Source organism: [Borrelia] turdi (genome assembly GCF_030439285.2).
Taxonomy (GTDB): domain Bacteria; phylum Spirochaetota; class Spirochaetia; order Borreliales; family Borreliaceae; genus Borreliella; species Borreliella turdi.
Map to the genome: position 1 here is coordinate 83,379 of NZ_CP124018.1, position 22,970 is coordinate 106,348.

At 29.0% G+C, this 22,970-nt stretch carries 21 protein-coding genes; 2 read left to right on the forward strand and 19 right to left on the reverse strand.

Translation table 11 applies throughout. From position 1 onward, the window contains the following. Window positions 1–107: 107 nt before the first annotated feature. From lepA to murI, 13 genes are all read right to left on the reverse strand, one after another. The gene (gene lepA, locus QIA31_RS00955; protein ID WP_301393804.1) at window positions 108–1,928 is read right to left on the reverse strand and encodes a translation elongation factor 4; all 1,821 of its coding nucleotides are present in this window, start codon (window positions 1,926–1,928) and stop codon (window positions 108–110) included. An 8-nt stretch (window positions 1,929–1,936) separates the two neighbouring features. Next, window positions 1,937–2,914 carry a hypothetical protein gene (locus QIA31_RS00960; RefSeq protein ID WP_301393806.1) on the reverse strand — a complete coding sequence of 326 codons (978 nt, stop codon included), beginning with the start codon at window positions 2,912–2,914 and terminating at the stop codon, window positions 1,937–1,939. Between the two features lie 71 nt (window positions 2,915–2,985). Next, window positions 2,986–3,420: a V-type ATP synthase subunit K gene (locus QIA31_RS00965; RefSeq protein ID WP_151060611.1), complete on the reverse strand. Its 435-nt coding sequence runs from the start codon at window positions 3,418–3,420 to the stop codon at window positions 2,986–2,988. Window positions 3,421–3,432: 12 nt separating this feature from the next. Further along, a complete protein-coding gene (locus tag QIA31_RS00970; protein ID WP_301393808.1) occupies window positions 3,433–5,262 on the reverse strand; it encodes a V-type ATP synthase subunit I in 1,830 nt (609 codons plus the stop codon). Next, window positions 5,259–5,870 carry a V-type ATP synthase subunit D gene (locus tag QIA31_RS00975; protein WP_301393811.1) on the reverse strand — a complete coding sequence of 204 codons (612 nt, stop codon included), beginning with the start codon at window positions 5,868–5,870 and terminating at the stop codon, window positions 5,259–5,261. Before QIA31_RS00975 ends, QIA31_RS00970 begins: the two co-directional genes overlap by 4 nt. A gap of 2 nt (window positions 5,871–5,872) precedes the next feature. Continuing rightward, on the reverse strand, window positions 5,873–7,177 hold the full coding sequence (locus tag QIA31_RS00980; protein ID WP_151060608.1) for a V-type ATP synthase subunit B: 1,305 nt from the start codon (window positions 7,175–7,177) through the stop codon (window positions 5,873–5,875). Window positions 7,178–7,198: 21 nt separating this feature from the next. Beyond that, window positions 7,199–8,926 (reverse strand): V-type ATP synthase subunit A, encoded by a 1,728-nt coding sequence (locus tag QIA31_RS00985; RefSeq protein WP_301393814.1) that lies wholly within the window; start codon window positions 8,924–8,926, stop codon window positions 7,199–7,201. Window positions 8,927–8,939: 13 nt separating this feature from the next. Further along, complete coding sequence (locus tag QIA31_RS00990; RefSeq protein WP_301393816.1) at window positions 8,940–9,485, reverse strand: hypothetical protein; 546 nt, start codon at window positions 9,483–9,485, stop codon at window positions 8,940–8,942. A gap of 9 nt (window positions 9,486–9,494) precedes the next feature. Next, window positions 9,495–10,094 carry a V-type ATP synthase subunit E gene (locus tag QIA31_RS00995; protein WP_301393818.1) on the reverse strand — a complete coding sequence of 200 codons (600 nt, stop codon included), beginning with the start codon at window positions 10,092–10,094 and terminating at the stop codon, window positions 9,495–9,497. A 200-nt stretch (window positions 10,095–10,294) separates the two neighbouring features. Continuing rightward, complete coding sequence (locus QIA31_RS01000; protein ID WP_151060604.1) at window positions 10,295–10,681, reverse strand: hypothetical protein; 387 nt, start codon at window positions 10,679–10,681, stop codon at window positions 10,295–10,297. A 5-nt stretch (window positions 10,682–10,686) separates the two neighbouring features. Next, a complete protein-coding gene (locus QIA31_RS01005; protein WP_301393820.1) occupies window positions 10,687–13,023 on the reverse strand; it encodes an endonuclease MutS2 in 2,337 nt (778 codons plus the stop codon). Next, entirely contained in the window at window positions 13,013–13,936 is a 924-nt protein-coding gene (gene rsgA, locus QIA31_RS01010) for a ribosome small subunit-dependent GTPase A (RefSeq protein WP_301393823.1), read from the reverse strand. The genes QIA31_RS01005 and rsgA overlap by 11 nt, the downstream gene beginning before the upstream one ends. Then, the gene (murI, locus tag QIA31_RS01015) at window positions 13,933–14,715 is read right to left on the reverse strand and encodes a glutamate racemase (RefSeq protein WP_301394449.1); all 783 of its coding nucleotides are present in this window, start codon (window positions 14,713–14,715) and stop codon (window positions 13,933–13,935) included. Before murI ends, rsgA begins: the two co-directional genes overlap by 4 nt. 163 nt (window positions 14,716–14,878) lie before the next feature. Here murI and asnS point away from each other — a divergent pair, with 163 nt between their 5' ends. Together asnS and QIA31_RS01025 are read left to right on the forward strand one after the other, a co-directional pair. Next, a complete protein-coding gene (gene asnS, locus QIA31_RS01020; RefSeq protein WP_301394450.1) occupies window positions 14,879–16,267 on the forward strand; it encodes an asparagine--tRNA ligase in 1,389 nt (462 codons plus the stop codon). 21 nt (window positions 16,268–16,288) lie between these two features. Next, window positions 16,289–16,810 carry a hypothetical protein gene (locus QIA31_RS01025; protein ID WP_301385397.1) on the forward strand — a complete coding sequence of 174 codons (522 nt, stop codon included), beginning with the start codon at window positions 16,289–16,291 and terminating at the stop codon, window positions 16,808–16,810. Here QIA31_RS01025 and QIA31_RS01030 read toward each other — a convergent pair. From QIA31_RS01030 to QIA31_RS01055, 6 genes are all read right to left on the reverse strand, one after another. After that, a complete protein-coding gene (locus tag QIA31_RS01030) occupies window positions 16,807–17,400 on the reverse strand; it encodes a phosphoribosyltransferase (protein WP_151060598.1) in 594 nt (197 codons plus the stop codon). The genes QIA31_RS01025 and QIA31_RS01030 overlap by 4 nt on opposite strands. A gap of 181 nt (window positions 17,401–17,581) precedes the next feature. After that, window positions 17,582–19,006, reverse strand: coding sequence for a DegQ family serine endoprotease HtrA (gene htrA, locus QIA31_RS01035; protein ID WP_301385399.1), 1,425 nt, complete (start codon window positions 19,004–19,006; stop codon window positions 17,582–17,584). Between the two features lie 67 nt (window positions 19,007–19,073). Continuing rightward, window positions 19,074–19,829 carry a type I methionyl aminopeptidase gene (gene map / locus QIA31_RS01040; protein ID WP_301393825.1) on the reverse strand — a complete coding sequence of 252 codons (756 nt, stop codon included), beginning with the start codon at window positions 19,827–19,829 and terminating at the stop codon, window positions 19,074–19,076. After that, entirely contained in the window at window positions 19,822–21,495 is a 1,674-nt protein-coding gene (locus tag QIA31_RS01045) for a tetratricopeptide repeat protein (RefSeq protein ID WP_301393828.1), read from the reverse strand. Before QIA31_RS01045 ends, map begins: the two co-directional genes overlap by 8 nt. Further along, window positions 21,482–21,910 (reverse strand): transcription antitermination factor NusB, encoded by a 429-nt coding sequence (gene nusB, locus QIA31_RS01050; protein WP_301394451.1) that lies wholly within the window; start codon window positions 21,908–21,910, stop codon window positions 21,482–21,484. The genes QIA31_RS01045 and nusB overlap by 14 nt, the downstream gene beginning before the upstream one ends. A 37-nt stretch (window positions 21,911–21,947) precedes the next feature. Next, complete coding sequence (locus QIA31_RS01055) at window positions 21,948–22,958, reverse strand: peptidylprolyl isomerase (protein WP_301393830.1); 1,011 nt, start codon at window positions 22,956–22,958, stop codon at window positions 21,948–21,950. Window positions 22,959–22,970: the final 12 nt, after the last annotated feature.

The window sequence follows — 22,970 nt, forward strand, 5'->3', positions numbered from 1 at the left end:
ATAAATTAAATTACATACAAATAATTTTAAATAAGTAATGATAAAAATATTTTATCGCATTTCCAAGGGCTTTGCCAATCAAATATCCTTTGAAATTGAAAACATATCTAATTATCATTGGATTTCAAAACTGCAAGAAAAACACTTTGTGGAATCTCAACATTTCCTACCATCTTCATTCGCTTTTTACCTTCTTTCTGTTTTTCCAAAAGTTTTCGCTTACGAGTAATATCACCACCATAACACTTAGCAGTAACATCTTTTCTAACAGGAGAGATTGTCTCTCGAGCAATAATGTTAGATCCAATAGCACCTTGAATAGCTATTTTAAATTGTTGCCTTGCTATTTCATCTTTCAACTTTTTACAAATCCCAATAGCCTTAGCTCTTGCACTATCTTTAAAAACCAATTGAGAAAGTGCATCAACCCTATCCCCATTGACTAATATATCTAATCTTACTAAATCTGTATATTCATAATCTAAAAGATCATAATCAAAAGAAGCATATCCACGACTCACGGATTTAATCTTATCGTAAAAATCAAAAAGGATTTCAGAAAGAGGCATTTTATAAATAAGTTCAACACGCTTAGTATCAAGATAAATTAAGCTTGTCTGCACTCCCCTTTTCAACAAACACACGCTCATAATATTTCCTAAAAATTCTGTAGGAACAATAATATTAGCTCTAATATAAGGCTCAAGAATACTTTCAATAGCTTCATTTCCAGGGAATTGTTCAGGACTTTCAATAAAATAAGATTCTCCCTTTTTAGGAATTATTTTGTACCTAACAGAAGGAGAAGTCAATATCACATTTAAATCAAATTCACGTTCAATGCGTTCTTGAATAACCTCTAAATGCAAAAGACCAAGAAACCCACACTTAAAACCATGTCCAAGAGCCGATGATGAATCTTTTTCAAATGTTAACGATGCATCATTAAGCTTTAATCGATCCATTGCCTTTAAAAGATCATCATATTGATTAGCATCAATAGGATACACCGAAGAAAATACTACAGGCTTAATCTCTTTAAATCCCTCAAGGGGAGATAATGCAGGACAATCACAAAGAGTTACTGTATCTCCAATCTTCACATCTGATATATTTTTTATTCCTGCAATAAAATACCCAACATCTCCTGCTTCTAACCCGTCTTTTCTTTCAAGTAATATTTTAAAAACTCCAATCTCCTCAATTAAATACTCACTATTAGTATGCATTAACCTAATCTTATCGCCTGTTTTTATTTGTCCTTCGAAAATCCTAAAGTGAACAACAACTCCCCTATAAGAATCATAATGTGAATCAAAAATTAATGCCCTTAATGGATCTTTAGTACTTCCTCTAGGAGATGGCACATACTTACAAATAGCTTCAAGCAAATCATCAATTCCTATTCCATTCTTAGCAGAAATTAAAATAGCAATTTCTTCATTTAGTCCTAAATCATTTTTTATTTGCTTTTTTACAAAATCAATATTAGCATTTGGAAGATCTATCTTATTAATAACAGGAATAATTTTTAAATCATGTTCAAAAGCCATATAAAAATTAGAAACTGTCTGCGCTTGTATTCCCTGACTTGCATCAATTAATAAAAGAGCACCCTCACAAGATGAAATTGCTCTTGATACTTCATAAGAAAAATCAACATGGCCTGGAGTATCTACAAAATTTAACTCATAAAAATCACCATCATTATTTTTATAAGTAATTGTTACTGCTTGACTTTTTATTGTAATTCCTCTTTCTCGCTCAATCTCCATATTGTCAAGCATTTGGCTTTTAAAATCGCGATCAGATATTATTTTAGCCTTTTGAATAAATCGATCAGCTAATGTTGATTTACCATGATCAATGTGTGCAATAATGCAAAAATTTTTCTTACGAATACTAATACTTACTCCCCCCGAATACAAATCAAGACTTAAAAAATTATCTTTTTTTTAAATACAGAATTTTTAATTTGACTTCTTGATTTAGCAATATAAGGAGAAAATCTTGGTGCAAGATCCACTATTAACTTCCAAGTATCTATTGCTCTAAACTTATAATTACCATTAGAATATGCATAAGTAGCAACAGCAACATTATAAACTATTTCCCAAAAATCTGTAGATTCAAAAGCATTTTTTATTGCTTTATACTCATTAATTTTTTGAACAAAAGACCTTAAATTTCTAAACTGATACACAGGTTCATAATAACAAACATAATCATACATTCTTGTTAAAATCCCTACTGCAGCTACAAGTCCATGAGTAATTGAAAGTTCATAAGCCCTTAGCCGCAAATAAACTTTTGACAATAATTGATGAGTATCAACAACATTGTAGTTCTTAAATCTGTAAAGATTGAAAGTAAAATCAATACCAAAGGCTCCTCTTACTTGTTTTAAATAAGAAGTCATATAAAATGAAATATTAAATTTATTTGGCGCACTATTCTCGCCTTGAGAATAATAATGATAACTATAATAATCTTTTTTGGTTGAAAATTTATTTAATATATTATTTAAATAATCAATTGTATCAACATAATTATTCTCAAGTTCGGCCATTTTGGCTAAAGAAAAAAGTATTTTTTTTTCAAAAGATTCATCTAGTAAATAATCTTTATCTTCAAAAGACTTGTAAAGGTTTAATTTTTCAAGAACAGCATTGCCAGACATACCATAAGCTACTGACAAATAATAACTAGCCTCAGGATAAACACCTTTTCTAAGCAAAGCTTCCTGCAAATAATTAATAGCATGTGTAAGATTAGACTTACTAAATTCAGATTTTGAATAAAGCAACTGTCTACCTTTTTCAAGTAAAATCCAATACGGAAAATTTTTATTACTTGAAGAATTCAAAGAAATACCAAAAGACAAAGCAAAAAACAATAAAACCAATTTTCTCATAATAATAAATATATTAAATTAACTCATAAATTACGAGAAAATTTAATATCAAAAGAAACAATAAGCCAAAATTAAACAAACTTAAATATCATCAAAAATACCATTACAAAAAGAGCAACCGATTCTATTAATCCCAAAACCAATAGGTATGTAGCAAATCCTTTCCCAGTCTCAGAAAAAGCATCACAAGCGCCTGCTGCCGCTTTACCTTGAGCAAATCCAGAAACAGCAATCGCAAACCCACCGCCAAGACCAGCTCCAAGTAACAACCATGGATTTGCCTGCGTCATCACTTCATATAAAGTGTTCATTAAAATATATCCATATATTATTTGGGTCAATGGTGCTGAGACAAAAACAATCAATAAAAATGGCGCCGGCTTTCCTTGCATATAACACCTTTTCCATGCCCCAATAGCAGCACTACCTGCTGCTCCCATTCCCAACGCAGAACCTATTGCTGAGATTGTCAAAGCTGAATTAACTCCTATTAAACCTATATCCATAATTACTCCTTTTTATTTATTTTTTATTTTTCTAAAAGGCTTATAAGCATATCCACTCCATTCTTGCCCTAAATGGTTTGAAAATTCAAGCATATTAAGCCTTACTCCATGAACAATTACTGAAAGTAACGATAACATTATATTTAAAACATGCCCAAAAAGTATAACAATAATCCCAGCTGCTATTAGACCAATGTTAGAAGATTTTAACAAAGGTATTGACATAGCATTAAAACTTGCTGAGATTGAAAGTCCTGCAAGTCCCACTGCAAAAAGTCTAATATAAGATATTATATCTGCAAACCCTGACACAGTGGTTAAAAACTGTTCTATAATGCCTCCAAAACTTTTCAATATACACTTAAAAAAATTAGAACCATCTTGTTTGCCAAAGATAAATACAAGCGCAACACCAAAATATATTATGTTATAAACAGCATTATACATAGGAAATCTAGATTGACTAAGTATTAAATTCAAAACAAGATAATAAAGGCCAGCTATACCTATAAGCCAACCAATCTGTGCAATTGAATGAATGTAGGGTTTTTCTTTTACTTGTATTAAAAAATTCCAAGCATGAGCCAATGAAATTTGAAGCACTCCTATTGAAAAGCAGATAAAGATAATATTTTGTACACTATTTTTCTCTGTTAAATAACTAACCTTAAATGAATTTAAAATAGGAAACATTTCAAGAATTAAAGGACTGCCAAACCAAGTACCAGTCATAGAACCATAAATTATCGATGACATACTAAGGTAAAATATTAATCCGTGAACTGGAGTCAAAGGCTTACCTTTAAGAATAAAGCTTAAACTAAACAAAATTCCTATTAAAAAAAATATCACTCCATAAGCCGCATCGCCTATTATCATGCCAAAAAACACAAAGAAAAATAACATAAAAATAAAACTTATATCCCTTTCTCTATATCCAGGAATTGTCTCTAAAATATTAAAAATAGGTGAAGCTAAATTGGCAATTCCTTTTCTTTTTATATAGGTTGGAATAATATCATTTTCTTCAGGATCTGCAAATTGTACTACAAAACCTGCTTTTAAAACTGAGCTTTTAAGAGATTCTTGACTTTCAGCTGGAACAAATCCCGTAATATACGAAAAATCCTCAAAATCAGTTTGCATATCAGCTAAAACTTGCTCAAACTCTACGATTTGATCATAATTTTTTATCTCATCTCTTAAAATATCAATATATTTATTAAAAAGAGAAATTTGGGTTAATTTTTGATCTAAAATCTCATCAACAACTTTTAATTTATTATTAATATAATTAAGATCAAAATTAAACTCAAACTCATCAGCAATTTCAATTTTTTGTTCAAACTCACCAACACTCACAAAATAAGAAGTGTTTTTTATATTTTTAATCAAAAGCACATTAACATTGGGATCTCTTAATAAATTTTTATATTCACTTTTTTGGATTTTAAAAAATTGAATATAAATTTTAGATTCTTTTAATTTGTCAATATACTCTAAAGAAAAATTTCCCCAAACAGAAATCAAATTCTTTTCATGCAATAAAGATCGTTTAATATCTTGAAATTCTTTAATTTCATTACCTAAATTGACTATACTTTTTGCAATATCTAAAAAATTTCCATTAGAAGATTTTAAGGCCTTAACCCCTCCATCTTCTTTAAGTAAAGAAAAAGCTTGTATTAAAATTCGCCTATTATCAATGCTTTTTTTTAAAGCATCTGAATTTTTATTGTAAGAGTTAATATGAACTGCTCCAAAATCTCTTAAAATCTCTAATGATTCTTTTTTATATTTTGATAAAGTCAAAAGTAAAACTTTTTTCATTTTTACAATCATAAGCTTGTTCCTATTTTTTTATCAATCAAATTAGACTTAGCGATTTTACCTCTTACAACAGCCGCAGTTTGCTGGTCTCCAAGATATATATTAATTTTTTTTATATTAGTCTTAGCTGTTGGTATCATAACTTTCTCAAATAAATTAACTCTCTGAGACGTTATTCGAAACTCTTTTAAAAGCAAATCAATCTGTTTTTTCAAGATTTTAAGCTCTATATCAATTTTAATCACAATTTTAAGAATTTCAATCCCCTTATCTACCCAATAAGGAGTAAAAAGTAAATCGTGCTTTATATCTTCATATTCAATAGAATCGAATATAGGAATTGCAACTCCTGCAATATTTAAAGACTTCTTGATCACTGTTTTTACTTGAATCCAACTCTCAAAAGGAAATTTTTCGCTAAAAAGAGAAATCCAATTAGAAATACTGCCTTTAAGTTTTTGTTGCTCAATATTTTTAATTCTGTAAGAATCTTCAATTTTAACAATTTCCATATAAAGCTGTTGTTTCTTAAGCTGTAAGGTAGGCAAATATCTCTTAAACATCTTAAGTTTATCTTTTTGCCCTTTAAGATCATTTTTAGTTAATTTAATTTTAGACATAATCAACAGGTCTCTTTTTTGGGCCAATATTTTTCAACAAGATCCGTTTTTATACCCGTTTCTTTTGGGCTAAAACAGCTGGCAAGAATATCCCAACCTAAATCTAAAGCCTCTTCTAAGGGAATATTAACAGTTAAATCCATCATCTTACTTTCAAACATGTTGCTATACTTTAGCAATTTTTCATCCCACTTAGTCATATTAAATCCCATAGCCTTCTTTTCTACAGACTCCTTTGAGGATGCATAAAGTTTAATCATCGTATCCATTATAGTTCTGTGATCGTCTCTAGTCTTACCATTTACCATTTGTTTAAGTCTTGAAAGCGATCCAAAAGGTTCTATTCTACCACCTTTTAAATAATACTGACCCTCTGTAATATACCCAGTATTATCAGGAACAGGATGAGTAACATCATCCCCCGGCATAGTTGTAACCGCCAGTATCGTAATCGATCCTGCACCTTCAAAATCAATGGCTTTCTCATAACGATATGCAAGCTGAGAATATAAATCTCCAGGATAACCTCTGTTAGAAGGCACTTGTTCCATTGTAATAGATATTTCTTTCATAGCATCAGCAAAATTTGTCATATCTGTAAGAAGCACTAAAACTTTTTTACCCTTAAGGGCAAACTTTTCAGCAACAGAAAGCGAAATATCAGGAACAGTTAAAGATTCAACAACAGAATCATTGGCGGTATGAACAAAAAAAATTGTTCTACTTAAAGCACCTCCTTTTTCTAAAGAATCTTTAAAAGTCAAATAATCATCGTGCTTTAGTCCCATTCCACCAAGAATTATCAAATCAACCTCTGCTTGAAGTGCGATTCTAACAAGAAGCTCATTATAAGGCTCACCAGAAACAGAAAAAATTGGTAATTTTTGAGATTCAACAAGAGTGTTAAAAACATCTATCATTGGGAGACCTGTCCTTATCATATTTCTAGGAACAATACGTTTTGCAGGATTTGCAGAAGGTCCCTCAATTTCAATTAAATTATCATCAAGAGAAGGCCCTCCATCCCTAGGATTTCCAGAACCATCAAAAATTCTGCCCAATAAATTGTCAGAAAATGAAACTTGCATTGAATGCCCTAAAAACTTTATCTCATCTGATGTGGACACGCCTCTTGTACCACCATAAACTTGAAGAGAAACTTTTTCTCGATCAAGTTTAATTACTTCGGCTAGAGAGCTTGTATCTTTTGCTTTCACAATAGCAAGCTCACCGTACTTAATACCTTGAGCTGTAACAGTTATCACATTGCCTGCTATAGACTCTATTTTACTATAGACTCTTTTCATATATATATTTCTCCAAACCCCTTAAATTGCCTTTTTTAAATTTACCAATTCACTTAAAGTGTGCTCCAATTTATTAAACTTATAATCTTTAAAATAAGAAAGATTCATGTCTAAAAGATTTTGCCTTAATTCATTTATAAAATCTCTTGCTTGAAGCTTATCGGAAAACTCAAAGTTAGTTTTAAGAATATTATAAAGTATATCAAACATATAATTTTGACGCTCTGAACTAACAGCAGCATCAACAGAATCAAATGAATTTTGTTGTAAATAGCATGAATCAAGAAGTTCAGACTTCAAATAAATTAAAAAATCCTCATTACTTATGCCCTCTTCCCCAACAACTTTCATCATTTGATTAATTTCGTTACCTTTTACTAAAAAAGATCTTGCATATTCTGTCTTTTTAGAATCAATAACACCTTTATATTTACTCCAAGATTCAAGAGGGCTAATAGCTGGAAATTTTCTAGCATCAGACCTTTCTCTTGTAAGTCCGTGGAATGCTCCTACAACCTTTAAAGTTGCTTGAGTAACTGGTTCTTCAAAATTACCACCAGCGGGGCTTACAGAACCACCAACTGTTACAGATCCAATATCACCATTATTAAGGACTACAATGCCTGCCCTTTCATAAAAAGAAGCAATAACAGACTCAAGATAAGCTGGAAAAGCTTCCTCACCAGGAATTTCTTCAAGACGGCCAGACATTTCTCTCATAGCTTGAGCCCATCTTGAAGTTGAATCTGCCAAAAGAAGAATATCAAGGCCCATCTGCCTATAATACTCCCCAATAGTAATAGCAGTATAAACGGAAGCCTCTCTAGCTGCAACTGGCATTGAAGATGTATTACAAACAATGCAAGTTCTATCCATTAAAGATTTACCTGTTTTTGGATCTATCAACTCGGGAAACTCCTTAAGAGTTTCTACCACCTCTCCCGCTCGTTCACCACAAGCTGCAATAATCACTATATCAACATCAGCATTCCTACTTGTAACCTGCTGAAGAACGGTTTTTCCAGCTCCAAAAGGACCTGGGATACAAAAAGTTCCTCCTTTAGCAACTGGAAAAAATGTATCTATAATTCTAGTTTGGGTCAACATAGGCTCGCTAGGAATAAGTCGTTCCTTATAATTAGTGATAGGAATTTTAACAGGCCAATGAAAAGACATTGTAATACTATCTCTCATGCCAGAATCATCTTCAATTACAGCGATTTGCTCATCAATCGAATAGTCACCATCATTTGCAATCTCCACAATTTTATAAGAATCTCTTTTATAAAATGGAATCATTATTTGGTGGTGAACAGTTCCTTCAATTACAAAGCCTAAAAAATCTCCTGCAATAACGCTGTCCCCAACTTTGGAGGTTTTTTTAAAACTCCATTTTTTATCTTTATTCAAAGGCCTTAAATACACTCCCCTTTCTAAAAAAAACCCACATTGAATAGCCAGATCAGGTAAAGGATTTTGAAGCCCATCGTATACTTGAGTTAAAAGACCTGGTCCCAACTCAACCGTTAAAAGCCTATCTGTAAATTCAACCACATCACCAACAGATATCCCTTTTGTCAATTCAAAAACTTGCGCATCAACTTCATTGCCTCTAACACGAATCACTTCCGCTTTTAAATTTCTACCACCTGTTTTTACAAATAAAACTTCATTCATAGAAACTGAACCTTCTACCTCAATAGTAACTAAATTTCCATTCACTCCAACAACTTTTCCTTTTGTCTTCATTAAAATTCCCTTTCTAAACCTTTTCATTACTTTTATCAATTAAATTTTGACAAATATTGTCAAAATTTTGAATACCCAATTCTTCTTTAAATGAATTATGTTTTAAAAATAACCTTAGCTTTAAAAAGTAAATTATTACTTTCTCAAAATCAAATTCATATCCAACCTCAAGATCATTCAAAAATTGCCACTTAAGAAGGTCAAAACTTAACTCTATTTCGAAAGAATTTTCTTTTAAACAAATATTTCTCAAAACATTTAAATAATAACTAGAAAAATAAGCAGATTCCAAATAAAAATCCCTAGGCAATCCCAATTTTTCTGCTCTTAAAACTGCAAGTGTATACCTTATTGTATCTTCAAAATCAAGAAAAAGATCAACAACTCTTGATTTACCCCTATCTACCTTAAATTCTAACAAATCTTTTAAAAAATTAAAGTCCTTTTTGCTTAAAGAAATTTCGACATTATTTAAAAAATCTGAAACACTATAATTTTTTAAAGATTTTAAATCAATAAAAGGCAAAGAAGATAAAACATAATAATATGAATTTAACACAAAAGTCTCCTAGATCACCTTTATAACTTCCTTAAATCTTGGATTAAGATAATCAAAAAGAATGTCTGCAATAGTTTCCACTGAAAAATCATACTGCAAACCAACGTTCTTCTTTTGAATCTTAAAACCTTTGCTTATACCTTTGAAAGGCTTAATCTCTATCCCTTCTTTAAGCTTATTTTCAAGTTTTAATCTTAATATCTGCTCTAAGTTAGAAAAATCAGATTCATTTAATTGAACAACTAATTTTTCTTCTTTAATCCAATAATCCGTTATTTTAATTATAAGCTCTGCTAAGAAATTATTATCACTAAAAACTTCTGCCACATTATCTTTTAAAGTATTTTCAAAAAGAGATTTAAGATTCTTTTCAACGCCAATAATTAAATCTCTGATTGCTTGACGAGAAGCTTCAAGGGCATGACGTTTATAATCATCAACTTCTTTTTCTAATTTTACCTTTAATACTCTAGCAGATTCTTCTGCTCTAGAAACTATTTCTTTTGCTTCTTTTTTAGCTTTAGAAATAATATTGTTAGACACCCTCTCAGCCTCTTCAAGTCCATCTTTTTTAATTTTATTTATCAGATCCTTTACTTCAAATTGCATTAAAACTCCTTATATATCGTAAACATAAAAATAACAACTTAATAACAAATCAACGCTTACTAGCAAATAAAACTTTAAAAAGTATACAATAATTATTAATATTAAAAACATTATAATATTAATAAGACATACTAAAATTAGTACAAAAATACTTCTTTAAAGAAGATATTAACTCTCAATTATTAGAAATAATACAACCATTAAAAAAATGGCCCAATAATTTTATAAACATTGCCATCAAGCACTATCTCAAGATTTTTGCTTGGAAATTTATTTTTAAGCTCTTCTCTGAAGATTTCAATACCTCTTCTATTTATCTTATCCCAAAACTCACCATCAACAAAATTTAAAGTCAATATCTCAATAATAATCAAATAACCTCTTCCAAACCTAGATCCATAGCCTGATGTAAAGGTTGTTGTAACGCTAAAAAGACCATCCAAAAGACCGTTTGCAGCCTTGCCCCTAAAAGGTCTATTGGGATGAATATCATAAGAATTTCCAAATTCATCTTCAAGCACAAAATCAACATCAAGACAAATGTGGAACAATATATTTTCAAATTCATCAAATTTTGCTATATTCACTTAAATTAAATCTCAACTATAGTTTTTCCAGCCCCTCCATCACTGGGATGAGCAAAATAATATTTTTTAACAAACTTAAACTCTTTTAACAGATTATGAACTTCCCTCATAAGATAACCCTCCCCTTTTCCATGGATGATCTCAAATTTATTAATGCCATTTAATATAATATTATCTATTTTCTTATTCAAAAAGTCTAGAGCATCAACAGACCTCATACCTCTAATATCAATAGTAAAACTTACCGAGTTCTCCTTATTATAATCAATTGAAAAGCTAAAATTTTTACTGCCTTCTTTTTTTTGCTCTATAAAGTTTTCCAAAGATATCTCTGAACTAGAAACACTAATATTAAAAGCACCTACATTAACAGTAACCTTCTTTTTAGAAATCCCAACTATTTTTCCTTTTGCATTAGAATTAACTATTCTAACCACGTCTCCTATTTTAAAATCTGTTGATATATTTCCCTTATTGTTAATAGAATTTACTTTATTTAACTTTAAGTCTATATTTTTTTCTAAATCTGATATAAAAGCTTTATTTTTTGCAATATTAACATTGCCTTCTTTTATTTCTCTAACTAAATTTTCTAAAGCTTTTCTTGAATTTTTTAAAAATTCATTCTGCTCATTTAAAAGCTCTGTCTCAATATTTTTTTCTTTTAATAAAAGATCTTGATAAATATTTTCCACTTCTTTTTCTTGTAATTCTATTTGGATTAATTTCTTATTCATGCTTTCTTTAATTAAAATCAAATCTTTCTCTTTTTCTATTAATCTTTCTAAAATTTTATTAACTTCTGTTTTTTGAGATAAATAAATCTCATTAGCACGCATTATTATACTACTGTCAATCAAAACTCTACTAGCAACATTAAACGCATAACTTTCACCAGGAATGGAAAAAACTAAATTATAATTGGGTTGCATTGTCTCTAAATCCATACGCATAGAAGCATTAATAACCCCCTCATTAGTATATGCAAAATATTTAAGAGCGTTATAATGAGTTGATATTAAAACATAAGAATTAATATTAATTAGATATTCAAGAATTGAAATAGCAAGCGCCTGTCCTTGATCAATGTCTGTTCCTGAGCAAAATTCATCAAATATTACAAGACTATTTTTTGTACTATGTTTTAAAATATAAGAAATATTGCTCATATGGCTTGAAAAAGTCGAAAGGGAATTAGAAATTGACTGCTCATCACCAATATCAATGAAAATGTTATCAAAAATTTTAAAAGTGCTAGCCTCACTAACAAGAATAGGGATCCCAAATTGGAACATTGCACTAAGCAGTCCAATTGTCTTTAAAGTTACCGTTTTTCCACCAGCATTAGGACCGGTAATAATTACAACACGATTTTCAGCAGGAGTAAAAGTTATTGCCTTTGAATCCTTTAACAAAGGATGGTGTGCATCAAAAATATTCAATGCATTTGAAATCTCAGGAAATACCCCTTTAGTTTTGATTCCATAAATCGCTCGTGCCTTTAAAGAATCATAATACAAAAAATTATTATAAAGATTATCTAAAAGAACAATGTTACTATGAACCTTATCAGAAAGGTTCTGCAAAATTTTTAAAATTATTCTTTTTTTTTCTAAATTTAAAAAATTTAATCTATTGTTATCATTTACAATATCATTTGGTTCAATATAAAATGTTCCACCTGATGACGAAACAGAAATAACATTACCCTTGACTTTACCTTTAAAATTAGACTTAAGAGCAAGAGTATATTTATTAGATTTATAATAAACAAAATTAGAAGCCAAATATTCTAAATTCAAGCTAATTATTCTTTTTATCTGTTTTTCAACTCGTCTATTCAAATTTTTAATCTCAAATTCAATCGAATCATATTCTTTTACAACACCACTTTTTAATTCAAGAGCATCAACATCTATATATTCTTTTAATTCACTAAGCAAATTTCTTAGCTCTGGACTTAAAAATAATAAATCGAATAAAATCCGCACATTAAAATGCTTGATATCGATATTTTTATGTAAAAATAAATTTATTCGCAAAACCTCATCTAAAAACTCTATAATATCTTTCAAATTTTCAATAGAAACTCTTGAATTTTCTTTTGTTAATAATGAAATGGGATATTTTAAGCTATTTATAAAAGAGTTTGGATATCCTTTACAACTCTCAAAAAGCATTTTAATGAGATTCACAAAAGAAAACATTTTCTCTAAACTTTCTCTTGTTTTTAATATTTCTTGATTATTTAGTAAATTAACAGTGTCTGGACTAGAAACATACTTAGATACTAAAGATAAAATTTCATAAAAATCAATATTTTTTAAATATTTATCTTGCATAATTTTTATAATTTTTAAGCTCTGATAAAATCTTTAAATAACTTTCATACCTAAGCTTGGAAATACCATTACCTAAAGAGCTTGTAACAAAACAACAAGGTTCGCTAACATGTAAACAGGATTTATATTTACAAAAACTAGCAAGATTTTCAAACTCTTTAAAATAATACTTAAGATTCTCAAAAGGTAATGTTTCAATTCCAAACTCTTTTATTCCGGGAGTATCAACTATTATCCCGCTCTCAGAATGAAATGATATTGAATAAACAGTGGTATGTTTTCCTCTAGAATACCTATGTGAGATTTCATTTACTGATTGAGAAGCTCTTGAATCAATCAAATTTATTAATGAAGATTTTCCAACACCAGACTGACCAATAAAAGAAGTTCTTGAATTTCTCAAAATCTCTTTTACTTCTTCGATGCCCTCAAAAGTTTTAACAGAAGTTTTTAAAACCTTGTATCCTAGATTTTTATAAATTTCAGAAAATTCTTCAACCTTCCGGCTTATTCCTTTATCAATTTTATTAATCACAATAACAGGAACAATATTTTGCTCTTCTGCAACAACAAGAACCCTGTCAATAAAAAAATTTTTCATCTCAGGAAAGTTAGCAGAATTTACAATCAAAACATTATCAACATTAGAAACAATTGTCTGCCTGAGATCTGCTTTTCTGTTATAGCGCCAAAGAATATTTTTTCTATTTATTCGCCTATCAATATACACCTTACGAGAACTATAAATATATCCCAAGACTACATCTCCTGGAACTAAAGGGCTATACTCCTTACAACCTGTTTCTAATACCTTGCCCTTAAAAATTCCCTCATAAATTAATTTACTGCCAAGCTCTAAAATAGAATATATATTATTAACTCCCCAAATAACTTCAAATTTAAGATAATTCAAACTATCGTTCCTTTAAAGTGGAGATTATATTTTTTGCAAAAATTTTGATAAAAAGTCAAATTTTCGTTTCTAGTCAAATAAAATTCATCTACAAAATGAATATCATTTTCATAATAGCTTCGTTTACGTTCGGATAAATTCATTATCCTAATAAGATTTTGTACCACTAATTCACGATTCTCATAAACAGGAATTTTTAAAAAATCTTCTATCATTGACTTAATATGCAAATAATGCGTGCATCCAAGAAAAACAATTTCTCTACCGGTGTTTGCAACTTCAAATTTTAAAGCTTCTAAACAGCTACGAGCATCTTTTTTAAACTTCTCTCCATATTCAACAAAATTAACAAGCTCTCCGGCAGATTTTACAATCAAATCATAATGCATATTTACTTGATCTTTAACAAATTTGCTTTCAAGAGTAGTATTTGTTGCAATCAAAAGAACTCTTTTTAAAGCAAGCTCTGAAGCTGAACTTATCTCTGGCAAAGTATAGACTACTGGAAAAACCAAATCTAATTTATTGTAAACACTAACAGAAATTGTGTTGCAAGCCAAAATTAATGCACCAATATTATAGATTCTTTTAAATTTCTCAATTAAACACAAAACTGCTTCTAAAAGATATTCTGGGCTCTTCTCTCCATAAGGAAAATTTTTATTATCGGCAACATAAACATATTGGCATCCCTTGATTTTACTTTTAATATACTTAAAATAAGAAAGCCCTCCTACTCCTGAATCAAAAACAATTATTACTTCTTTGAAATTTTTCATTACAAAATAATAATCACTCCTAAAAATCATAGTATAAATATTAACCAAGTTAATTTCAAGAATTAAAATAATAAAAAATGTTTTGAATGTTTTTTTAAAAAAGGTTTTAAGCTATAATAAAATTGATTTAGCAATATTAATAAATTTTAAGGTGATAAATAAAATGTTTTCAAGCATTAAAAATATTTTAGAAAATCCAATTTTAAACAGCAATGTTACAGTAAACGGTTGGATTAGAACCAAAAGAAGTAATGGCAAGATTGGATTTATAGAAATTAATGACGGTTCAACGCTTAAAGGAATTCAAGCTGTAATAAACGAAGAAGAAAGTCAATTTGCTGAAAAAGATCTAAAAAAATTAACAACAGGAGCAAGCATATCGTTAACAGGTCTATTAGTGGAAAGTCCTGCAAAAGGACAAAATTATGAAATAAAAACATATAGTTTCAATGTAATCGGAGAAACAGATTCGAAAACTTACCCACTGCAAAAAAAAAGACATACCTTTGAATTTTTAAGAGAAATACCTCATTTAAGAATAAGAACCAACACATTTGGAGCTATTGCTAGAGTAAGAAATAAAATTTCATACAAGATTCATGAATATTTCCAAAAAAATGGATTTTTCTATATTAATACACCAATAATTACATCGAATGATGGAGAAGGCGCTGGGGAACTATTTAGAGTTTCCACATTAAAATTCAACAAACCAACCAATACACTTAGTAATATTGATTTTAAAGATGATTTTTTTGGAAAAGAAGCTTTTCTATCTGTTACTGGTCAATTGCACGGTGAAGCATATGCAATGGCTTTATCTAAAATATACACATTCGGTCCAACATTTCGAGCAGAAAATTCTAATACTACACGCCACGCTTCAGAATTCTGGATGATAGAACCAGAAATGGCTTTTTACAAACTTAACGACAACATTACTCTAGCAGAAGACCTCTTAAAATATCTTTTAAGTTCAATTTTAAATGAATGCTCACAAGATATGGATTTTTTAGAAAATTACATCGAAAAAGGTTTAATCAAAAAATTAGAAAACGTAATAAACTCAAATTTTGAAGTTATTACCTATACTAAAGCAATTGAAATTCTTGAAAGCTCAAGAAAAAATTTCGAAATAAAACCTTACTGGGGAATAGATTTGCAAACAGATCACGAGAGATTCTTAACAGAAAAGACTTTTAAAAAGCCAGTAGTGGTTATTGATTACCCAAAAAATTTTAAAGCATTTTACATGAAAATAAACAAAGATAACAAAACCGTCAAAGGAATGGATATACTTGTTCCAAGAATTGGAGAGATTATAGGAGGAAGCGAAAGAGAAGATGACTTACAGAAATTAGAAAATAGAATAAAAGAATTAAATCTAAACATTGAGCATCTAAACTGGTATCTTGATCTAAGAAGATTTGGCTCCACTCCTCATTCTGGTTTCGGGCTTGGACTTGAAAGATTAGTGCAATACTCAACGGGAGTATCTAATATAAGAGATTCAATACCATTCCCAAGGACTCCTAAAAATCTTTATTTTTAATCAAAAAAAGGAAACAAAGAAATGAGATTAAAAAAACTCTACAAATTAATGCTACTCTTTCTTTTTGTATTAAGATTATTTCCAGTAAAAGATGAAAAATTAAACAATAAATTAGAATTATTTTCAAACATAGAAACAAAAATAAAAAAAAAAATTAAGACTTACGATTCAAACTCAAATCTCAAAAAAATTAGAAAAGAATCGATTTTAAAAAAAGATGAAAACAGCAAAAAAAATATAAATTCCAATATATACATACAAAAATCAAAAAAAATTAATTATCCTAACAGGAATTTAAGCAATAACATCAATCAAAACACCGCAAATGTTGGAAATTCCACAACAAATCATTATATTAAGGTCTACCCTAGCTATAAAAATGATAACTTTGAAGTAATTAAAAATACTAATGAATTTCCAGTTAGAACCAAAAAAACTCATGTCTTAATCGGCCCAATATTAAAAGATAATTTAGGAATAATAATTAAAATGTTAAAAACAAAAGGATATTCTTTAATAGAATATATAGAAGACAATAATTAAGATTTATTTTTTGCTAAAAATTTTAAAATCTCATTAAGCTCATCATCTATATATTCAAAACTATTTAAATATTCACTTTCATTCAATCCAGTCAGTTCATGATTTCCATAATGAATCCAAGTATTTAATTCTTCTTGGCTAGAATATTTATTAACATAATAATCAGGAATATAATCTACAAATCCATGATCCTTATAATCGTAAACTGCTATTTTAACATTTTTATTCTCTATACCTTTTTTTAAAACCTCACCTCTTAAATAAACAATAGTACGGCCCGTATCAAAAATATCATCAACAAATAAAACTTTATCGCCTGCCCTTAAATATTTTGGATCATAAGTCCAACCATCTATCATTATCTTTTTTTGCTCATTAAAAATATCATAAGATCTAGCAACAACAGCGGCATATAAAAGGGGTTTATCTACTTTTACAAATTTAAAAAATTCACTAATAATATTACCAAGATAGGCTCCCCCTCTCAAAGAGACATACATAATATCTGGAATAAATCCATCTTTATAAATTTTATAAGCAAGCTTAAACCCATTAATTCTTATCTCTTCATAAGAAATATATTTTTTCATAATTTAAACTTATTCCTTCTTAATAATAATAAATTTTGTTTAATCAAAATATTCTGCCTGTAAAAATACCTTATAAATAGATACTCAAAATAAAAATATCACCATCTAAAACGAAGTTTAACAAATTATACGCAAACCAAAAAAGGGTTAAGATAAACTCTTAACCCAAAACTAAAATTCACTAAAAAGAAACATTAAAAGAATCATTGCCTCTTAAAATTTTATAAGTATTTTTACCAATCTTAAGAGCATCATAAAATTCTCTTAAATTAGAAACACTTTTTGAATTTACAGAAAGAATTACATCTCCTGATTTCATCTTAATATTTGATGCTAAATTTTTATCGATATGGTCAACAACAACACCTTTAATCCAATTTCTTAAATTAAGCTGAGCTTTAATATCCTCAACTAATGGATATACAACAAAACCTGGAAACATTTTTAAAGAAGCAAGTTCTTTTTCCTTAGGTCTAACAGCAAGAATAATCTCAATATTTTTTTTGACATTACCTCTTAAAATTTCTACATTTACTTTCTCACCAGCATAAAAATCACTAATATATGATGTAACGTCTTGAAAAACGCTCATGGGAACCTCATTAACCTTCGCAATAATGTCTCCTGCTCTAAGCCCTGACTTAACAGCGGGTGAACCTGGATAAAGAGAAGCAATAATTGCTGCTGAAACATCATTGCCCTCAACCCCTAAGCTTTTTAGCACTTCAGAATCTCTTGTCCTTAGCGGGTAAAAAGAAATTCCAAGCCATGCTGATTCAATTTTTTTACCTTTAAGGAAAAAATCTACAGTACTTTTAATATTGTTAACAGGAATTGCAAAACCTAACCCAATATTTCCACCAGAAGTTGAAGCTATCCAAGCATTAATCCCAATAACTTCGCCTTTTATATTTACAAGAGGGCCACCTGAATTACCTCTGTTGATTGCAGCATCAGTTTGAATAAATAAATTTCTTGATTGCAAATTAGGATTTGCAGAGCGTTGTAATCCACTTACAATACCTGCTGTAACTGTAAAACTAAATTGAAAAGGACTCCCCACGGCCATAACCCAATCACCTATTTCAAGCTTATCGCTATCGCCAAGATCAGCTACTTTAATAGTTGCGTCATTGCTTTCAAAGCTAATAAGAGCAATATCCTTTTTTTCATCTTTGCCAATTAACTTAGCCTTATGCTTTTTTTTATCATAAGATACAACCTCAAGCTCAGTTGCCTTATCTACTACGTGACTATTTGTAACCACATAAAATAATGATTTTTTTTGAGAATCTCTACCAATTATTACTCCAGACCCTGCCCAATTGCTTTTTCTCTCAGAATCAAATTCTGGCATATCGAAAAAGAAAAATGGAATAGGAAAACTCTTCTTAATTACCCCTGTTGCATGAACTTCTACAGACGATGGTAAAATTTTTTTAGAAACTTCTCTAAAAGAATCTTGTAAGGCTTGTACTGTATTGTCCTTTTCTTCTGCAAAAACAATATTACTTTTATTATAATCTAGATAATGCATTCCAATAAAAAATCCAATACCTAAGGCCAAAAAACTTAGAATAAATCCAGAAAAAAACTTTTTTTCCACTTTTACAACCTCCACATAATTACTTTATTTTATAAATAAAATATTTAATATTTGATTAATTTAAAATTTAAACTTCACTTAAAATTAAAGGCAATCCGTCAACAACAGCAACAGTATGTTCAAAGTGCGCAGAATAACTAAGATCAGATGCAAAAACAGTCCAACCATCACTTTTTATTGAAATCTTATGCCCTTTTAAGTTTACCATAGGCTCAATAGCTAAAACCATACCTTCTTGAATTCTAATATTTTTAAAAAAAGGAGCATAATAATTTGGAACACTTGGTTCTTCGTGAAGTTGGAATCCAACACCATGCCCCGTATATTCCCTAACTATTCCAAAACCAAATGGTTTTATATGCTCTTCTATTGCTTTTGATATATTTAAAATTCTATTTCCCACTTTCATCTCAGCAATACCTTTGTAAAGAGAAGCATTTGTAACTTCTAAAAGTTTATCGATACTAGGGTCTACACTTCCTACTTTAAAAGTTTTTGCCATATCACTATAAAATCCATCAAGAATAACCCCACAATCAATACTGATAATATCCCCACCAGCTAGTTTTCTTTTCCCAGGAATACCATGAATAACCTCTTCATTAACAGAAGCACAAATAGTACCCTTAAACCCATGATATCCTTTAAAAGCGGGCTTAGCTTTATTTTTAATAATAAAATCATAGGCTATCAAATCAAGTTCCTTGGTGCTAATACCAGGAGCAATATTTTTTTCTACTTCTAACAAAGTAAGCGCTAACAAATTCGCTGAAGCTTTTATTTTTTTAATTTCATCTTTGGACTTTAATCTTAGTTTAGTCAAAATTTAACTTCCTTTCTCTAAGTGTATCTATCATATTTTTATAAAGCCTTCCTTCATCAGTTTTGTAAAAAGAATAAGAAGCCAAAATAGACTCTTTGCCTTTTTCCATTTTCCCCAAATAAAGATAATTAATTCCTTGTTTTAAGTAGATTTTTGATACAAGCTCACGCTCATAATGAGTGCTAGCATCTTTATCATAAAAACTACTAGGCAATAAAGATATTCCTTTATTAAAATATCTTTCTGCTTCTTTATAATCTTTCTTAGAAAAGCTCAAAACTCCAAGATTATAATAAATTCCAAACATATATTTTTGAGATTTATTATCAAAAATTACTCTTTTTGAGCCAGCAAAATCTTTTTTAAGAAAATAATAATAAAATTTATAAAAATTATACCAATCTTGTCTATTTTCAGAAAAATTATAAATTTTAAAAAATAAATCTAAATCCTTTAAATCTGAATAAATCAACAAATTCCAAGCCAAAACTTGAGCAATAATAGGATTGTACTCTGTCTTGTAAAATAATCGCCACAAATAAGACTTTTTTGCCTCATACTCAGAATTTGCATAATTTAACGCAAAATAAATTTTAAAAAATAAGGGATCTTCCTTGTAATTAGTTATAATTTCATTAGCTTTAAAATAATTTTTAATTTTAAAGTATATGTTTGCTAAATAATAATTTATTATTTTATTGTCTTTAAACAGCTCATTAGCTTTATTTAAATAAGAAATTGCTCTTTTAAAATCATTCTCATTATTAGCTATAAGTGCAAGATTTAAATAAACAAGAACATTATAATCGGGAAATTTTGTATAAAGCTTTAAATACTCATTCTTAGCACTCTTGATATCTCCTTTTTTAAAATAAGCATCGGCAAGCAAAAAAAGTAAAGTGGGGTCATTTTCATTTTTAAGCAACTTAAGATTGGAAATTGTAAAATCTAAATCATTAAGATTGTATGAAATATACGCAAGCTCTTTTAAAAAATTTTTGTCTTCTTTAATTTTAAAAAGTATGCTCTTAGCAGCATCTATATTTTTTTTCTCTATATGCAAAAGCATTGCATTTACTAAAAATGCATTATTTTTAAGATTTAAACCTATCTCTTCAAAAACACGAGGATCCTTTTCTCTATAAATTTTATTAATAAATTTATTAAAATCTAAAACATTATTATCTGAACTTAAATTTTTTATAAAAACTTCATCATAAAGACTTTGATACTCTTCGCTATTTAAAAGATATTGATTTGCAATTCTATAAGCATCTTTTAAAGACCCAATTTTAAGCTTAGAATAAACCTCTAAAGCTCTTAGTTTCAAATTACCTGGCAAAACTTTAACACTAAGATTTACAATATCTCCCATAAGATGGTAGTCGCCTGTATTTAAAGCCCAAACCTTAGCTCTTTTGATAAGAGCTAGCCATTTAAATTCAGTATTAGCATAATATGATGAAAATCGTATTGCTTTTTTTGCATCAGAAAATTGATTTTTATCGATATAAAAATCAATTCCCATAATAAGCTTGCTAAAATCTTTCTCACCCTTTAAAAAATATAAAATATTGGGATTGAAATTGAAATAGAAATAAAAACCTCCTGAAAAAACCGATAATAAGAATAATAAAATGAACACTAAAGTTTTATTTTTTTTCAATACAATTCTCCATATTTTTAAGCAAAGCATCAAGTATGCCATTTATAAATTTGTAAGAGTTTTTACTACCATATTTCTTGGCAATCAAAATCAACTCATCAATTACAGCGCGCTTTGAATTTCTAAAATTTTGGAACTTCAAAGAATAAACACCCATTCTAAGTATTGCAAGATCAACCTTGTCTATTCGATCTAAGGACCAATTCCAGGAAATATCTCTAATCAAGCTGTCAATATGTTCCAAATTATTAAAAGTACCAGTTACTAAAGAAGAATAAAATGACTTAATAGATTCATTTTCTATATCTAATCCTTTATCCTCAATATTAAAAATATCAAAAATATCGTCCATTGCGCTTTGATTAATGTCAATACTATAAATCTTTTGAAAAGCCAAAATTCTAACTTCATGCATTAAATCCATACCAAAATTATACAAATAAAAATATGCTTTATTTTAGACTAGAGTCCAAAATTTGTATATTTGCAGACTTGTTAAGCTTACCATACACATCTTGCTGCACTTGAACAACAATTTGCTGTTGTTGAATATTAACCATATTATTTCTTATTGCATCTTTGACAATCAAATCTGTAGTAGGAGATACTTTATCATTTAAGCCTAAAAATCTCTGGGCATATTTTTCTGTAACTTTAACAATATGAAACCCTTCCTTTGAAGCAATAGGCGCAGATATATCACCCTTATTAAAATTAAAAACCTCTTTTATAAAATCAGCTCCAAGAAGATTTTTAGCGTTTTGATCATCCCTTGACAAAAATCCAAGATCTCCATTTTTAGCTTTAGAAGACTCATCATTTGAATACTTTCTTACAGCTTCTTCAAAGGTAATTTTTTTTGACCTTATTTGGCTTAAAATATTTTTTGCTTGATCTAAAACATCTGATCTTTTTTTATCCTTAGTAGAAAAAAATACATGACTAACTCTTGAAATATCAGGATTTACAAATTTAGTTTTATTAGCCTCATAATACTCAACAATTTCTTTCTCACTAGGAGTTTTAACTTCAGAAAACTTAGGTTGAGCTTGTTTTAAGACAAGTCTTTGAGAAGATAAAGATCTTTTCATTGAAGACAAAAGATCGCTCCAATTTGTACCTTGTTTTTCTATCATCTGCTTGATTTGCTCATCAGTAAGATTTACAAGCCCAAATTGAGTTCTAATTGTTTGCATAACCTCATCATCTGAAATTTTAATTCCTTGTTTTGAAGCCTCTTGACTAAAAAGAACATCTGCTATTAAAACTTGCAAAACTTGCTTTTTCTCAGCATCAGTTAAGTCTCGGCCTTGGGTCTTTTTAAATATATTAACCTTAGAATCAAAACTGGTCTTAGTAATAATTTCATTTTTATATAAATTAATAATAGCAACAGGAGTATTTTGAGCAAAAGAGTTAATCCCCACAGTTCCCAATATTACCAAAAATAAAAAACTCTTCATAACATAACCTCT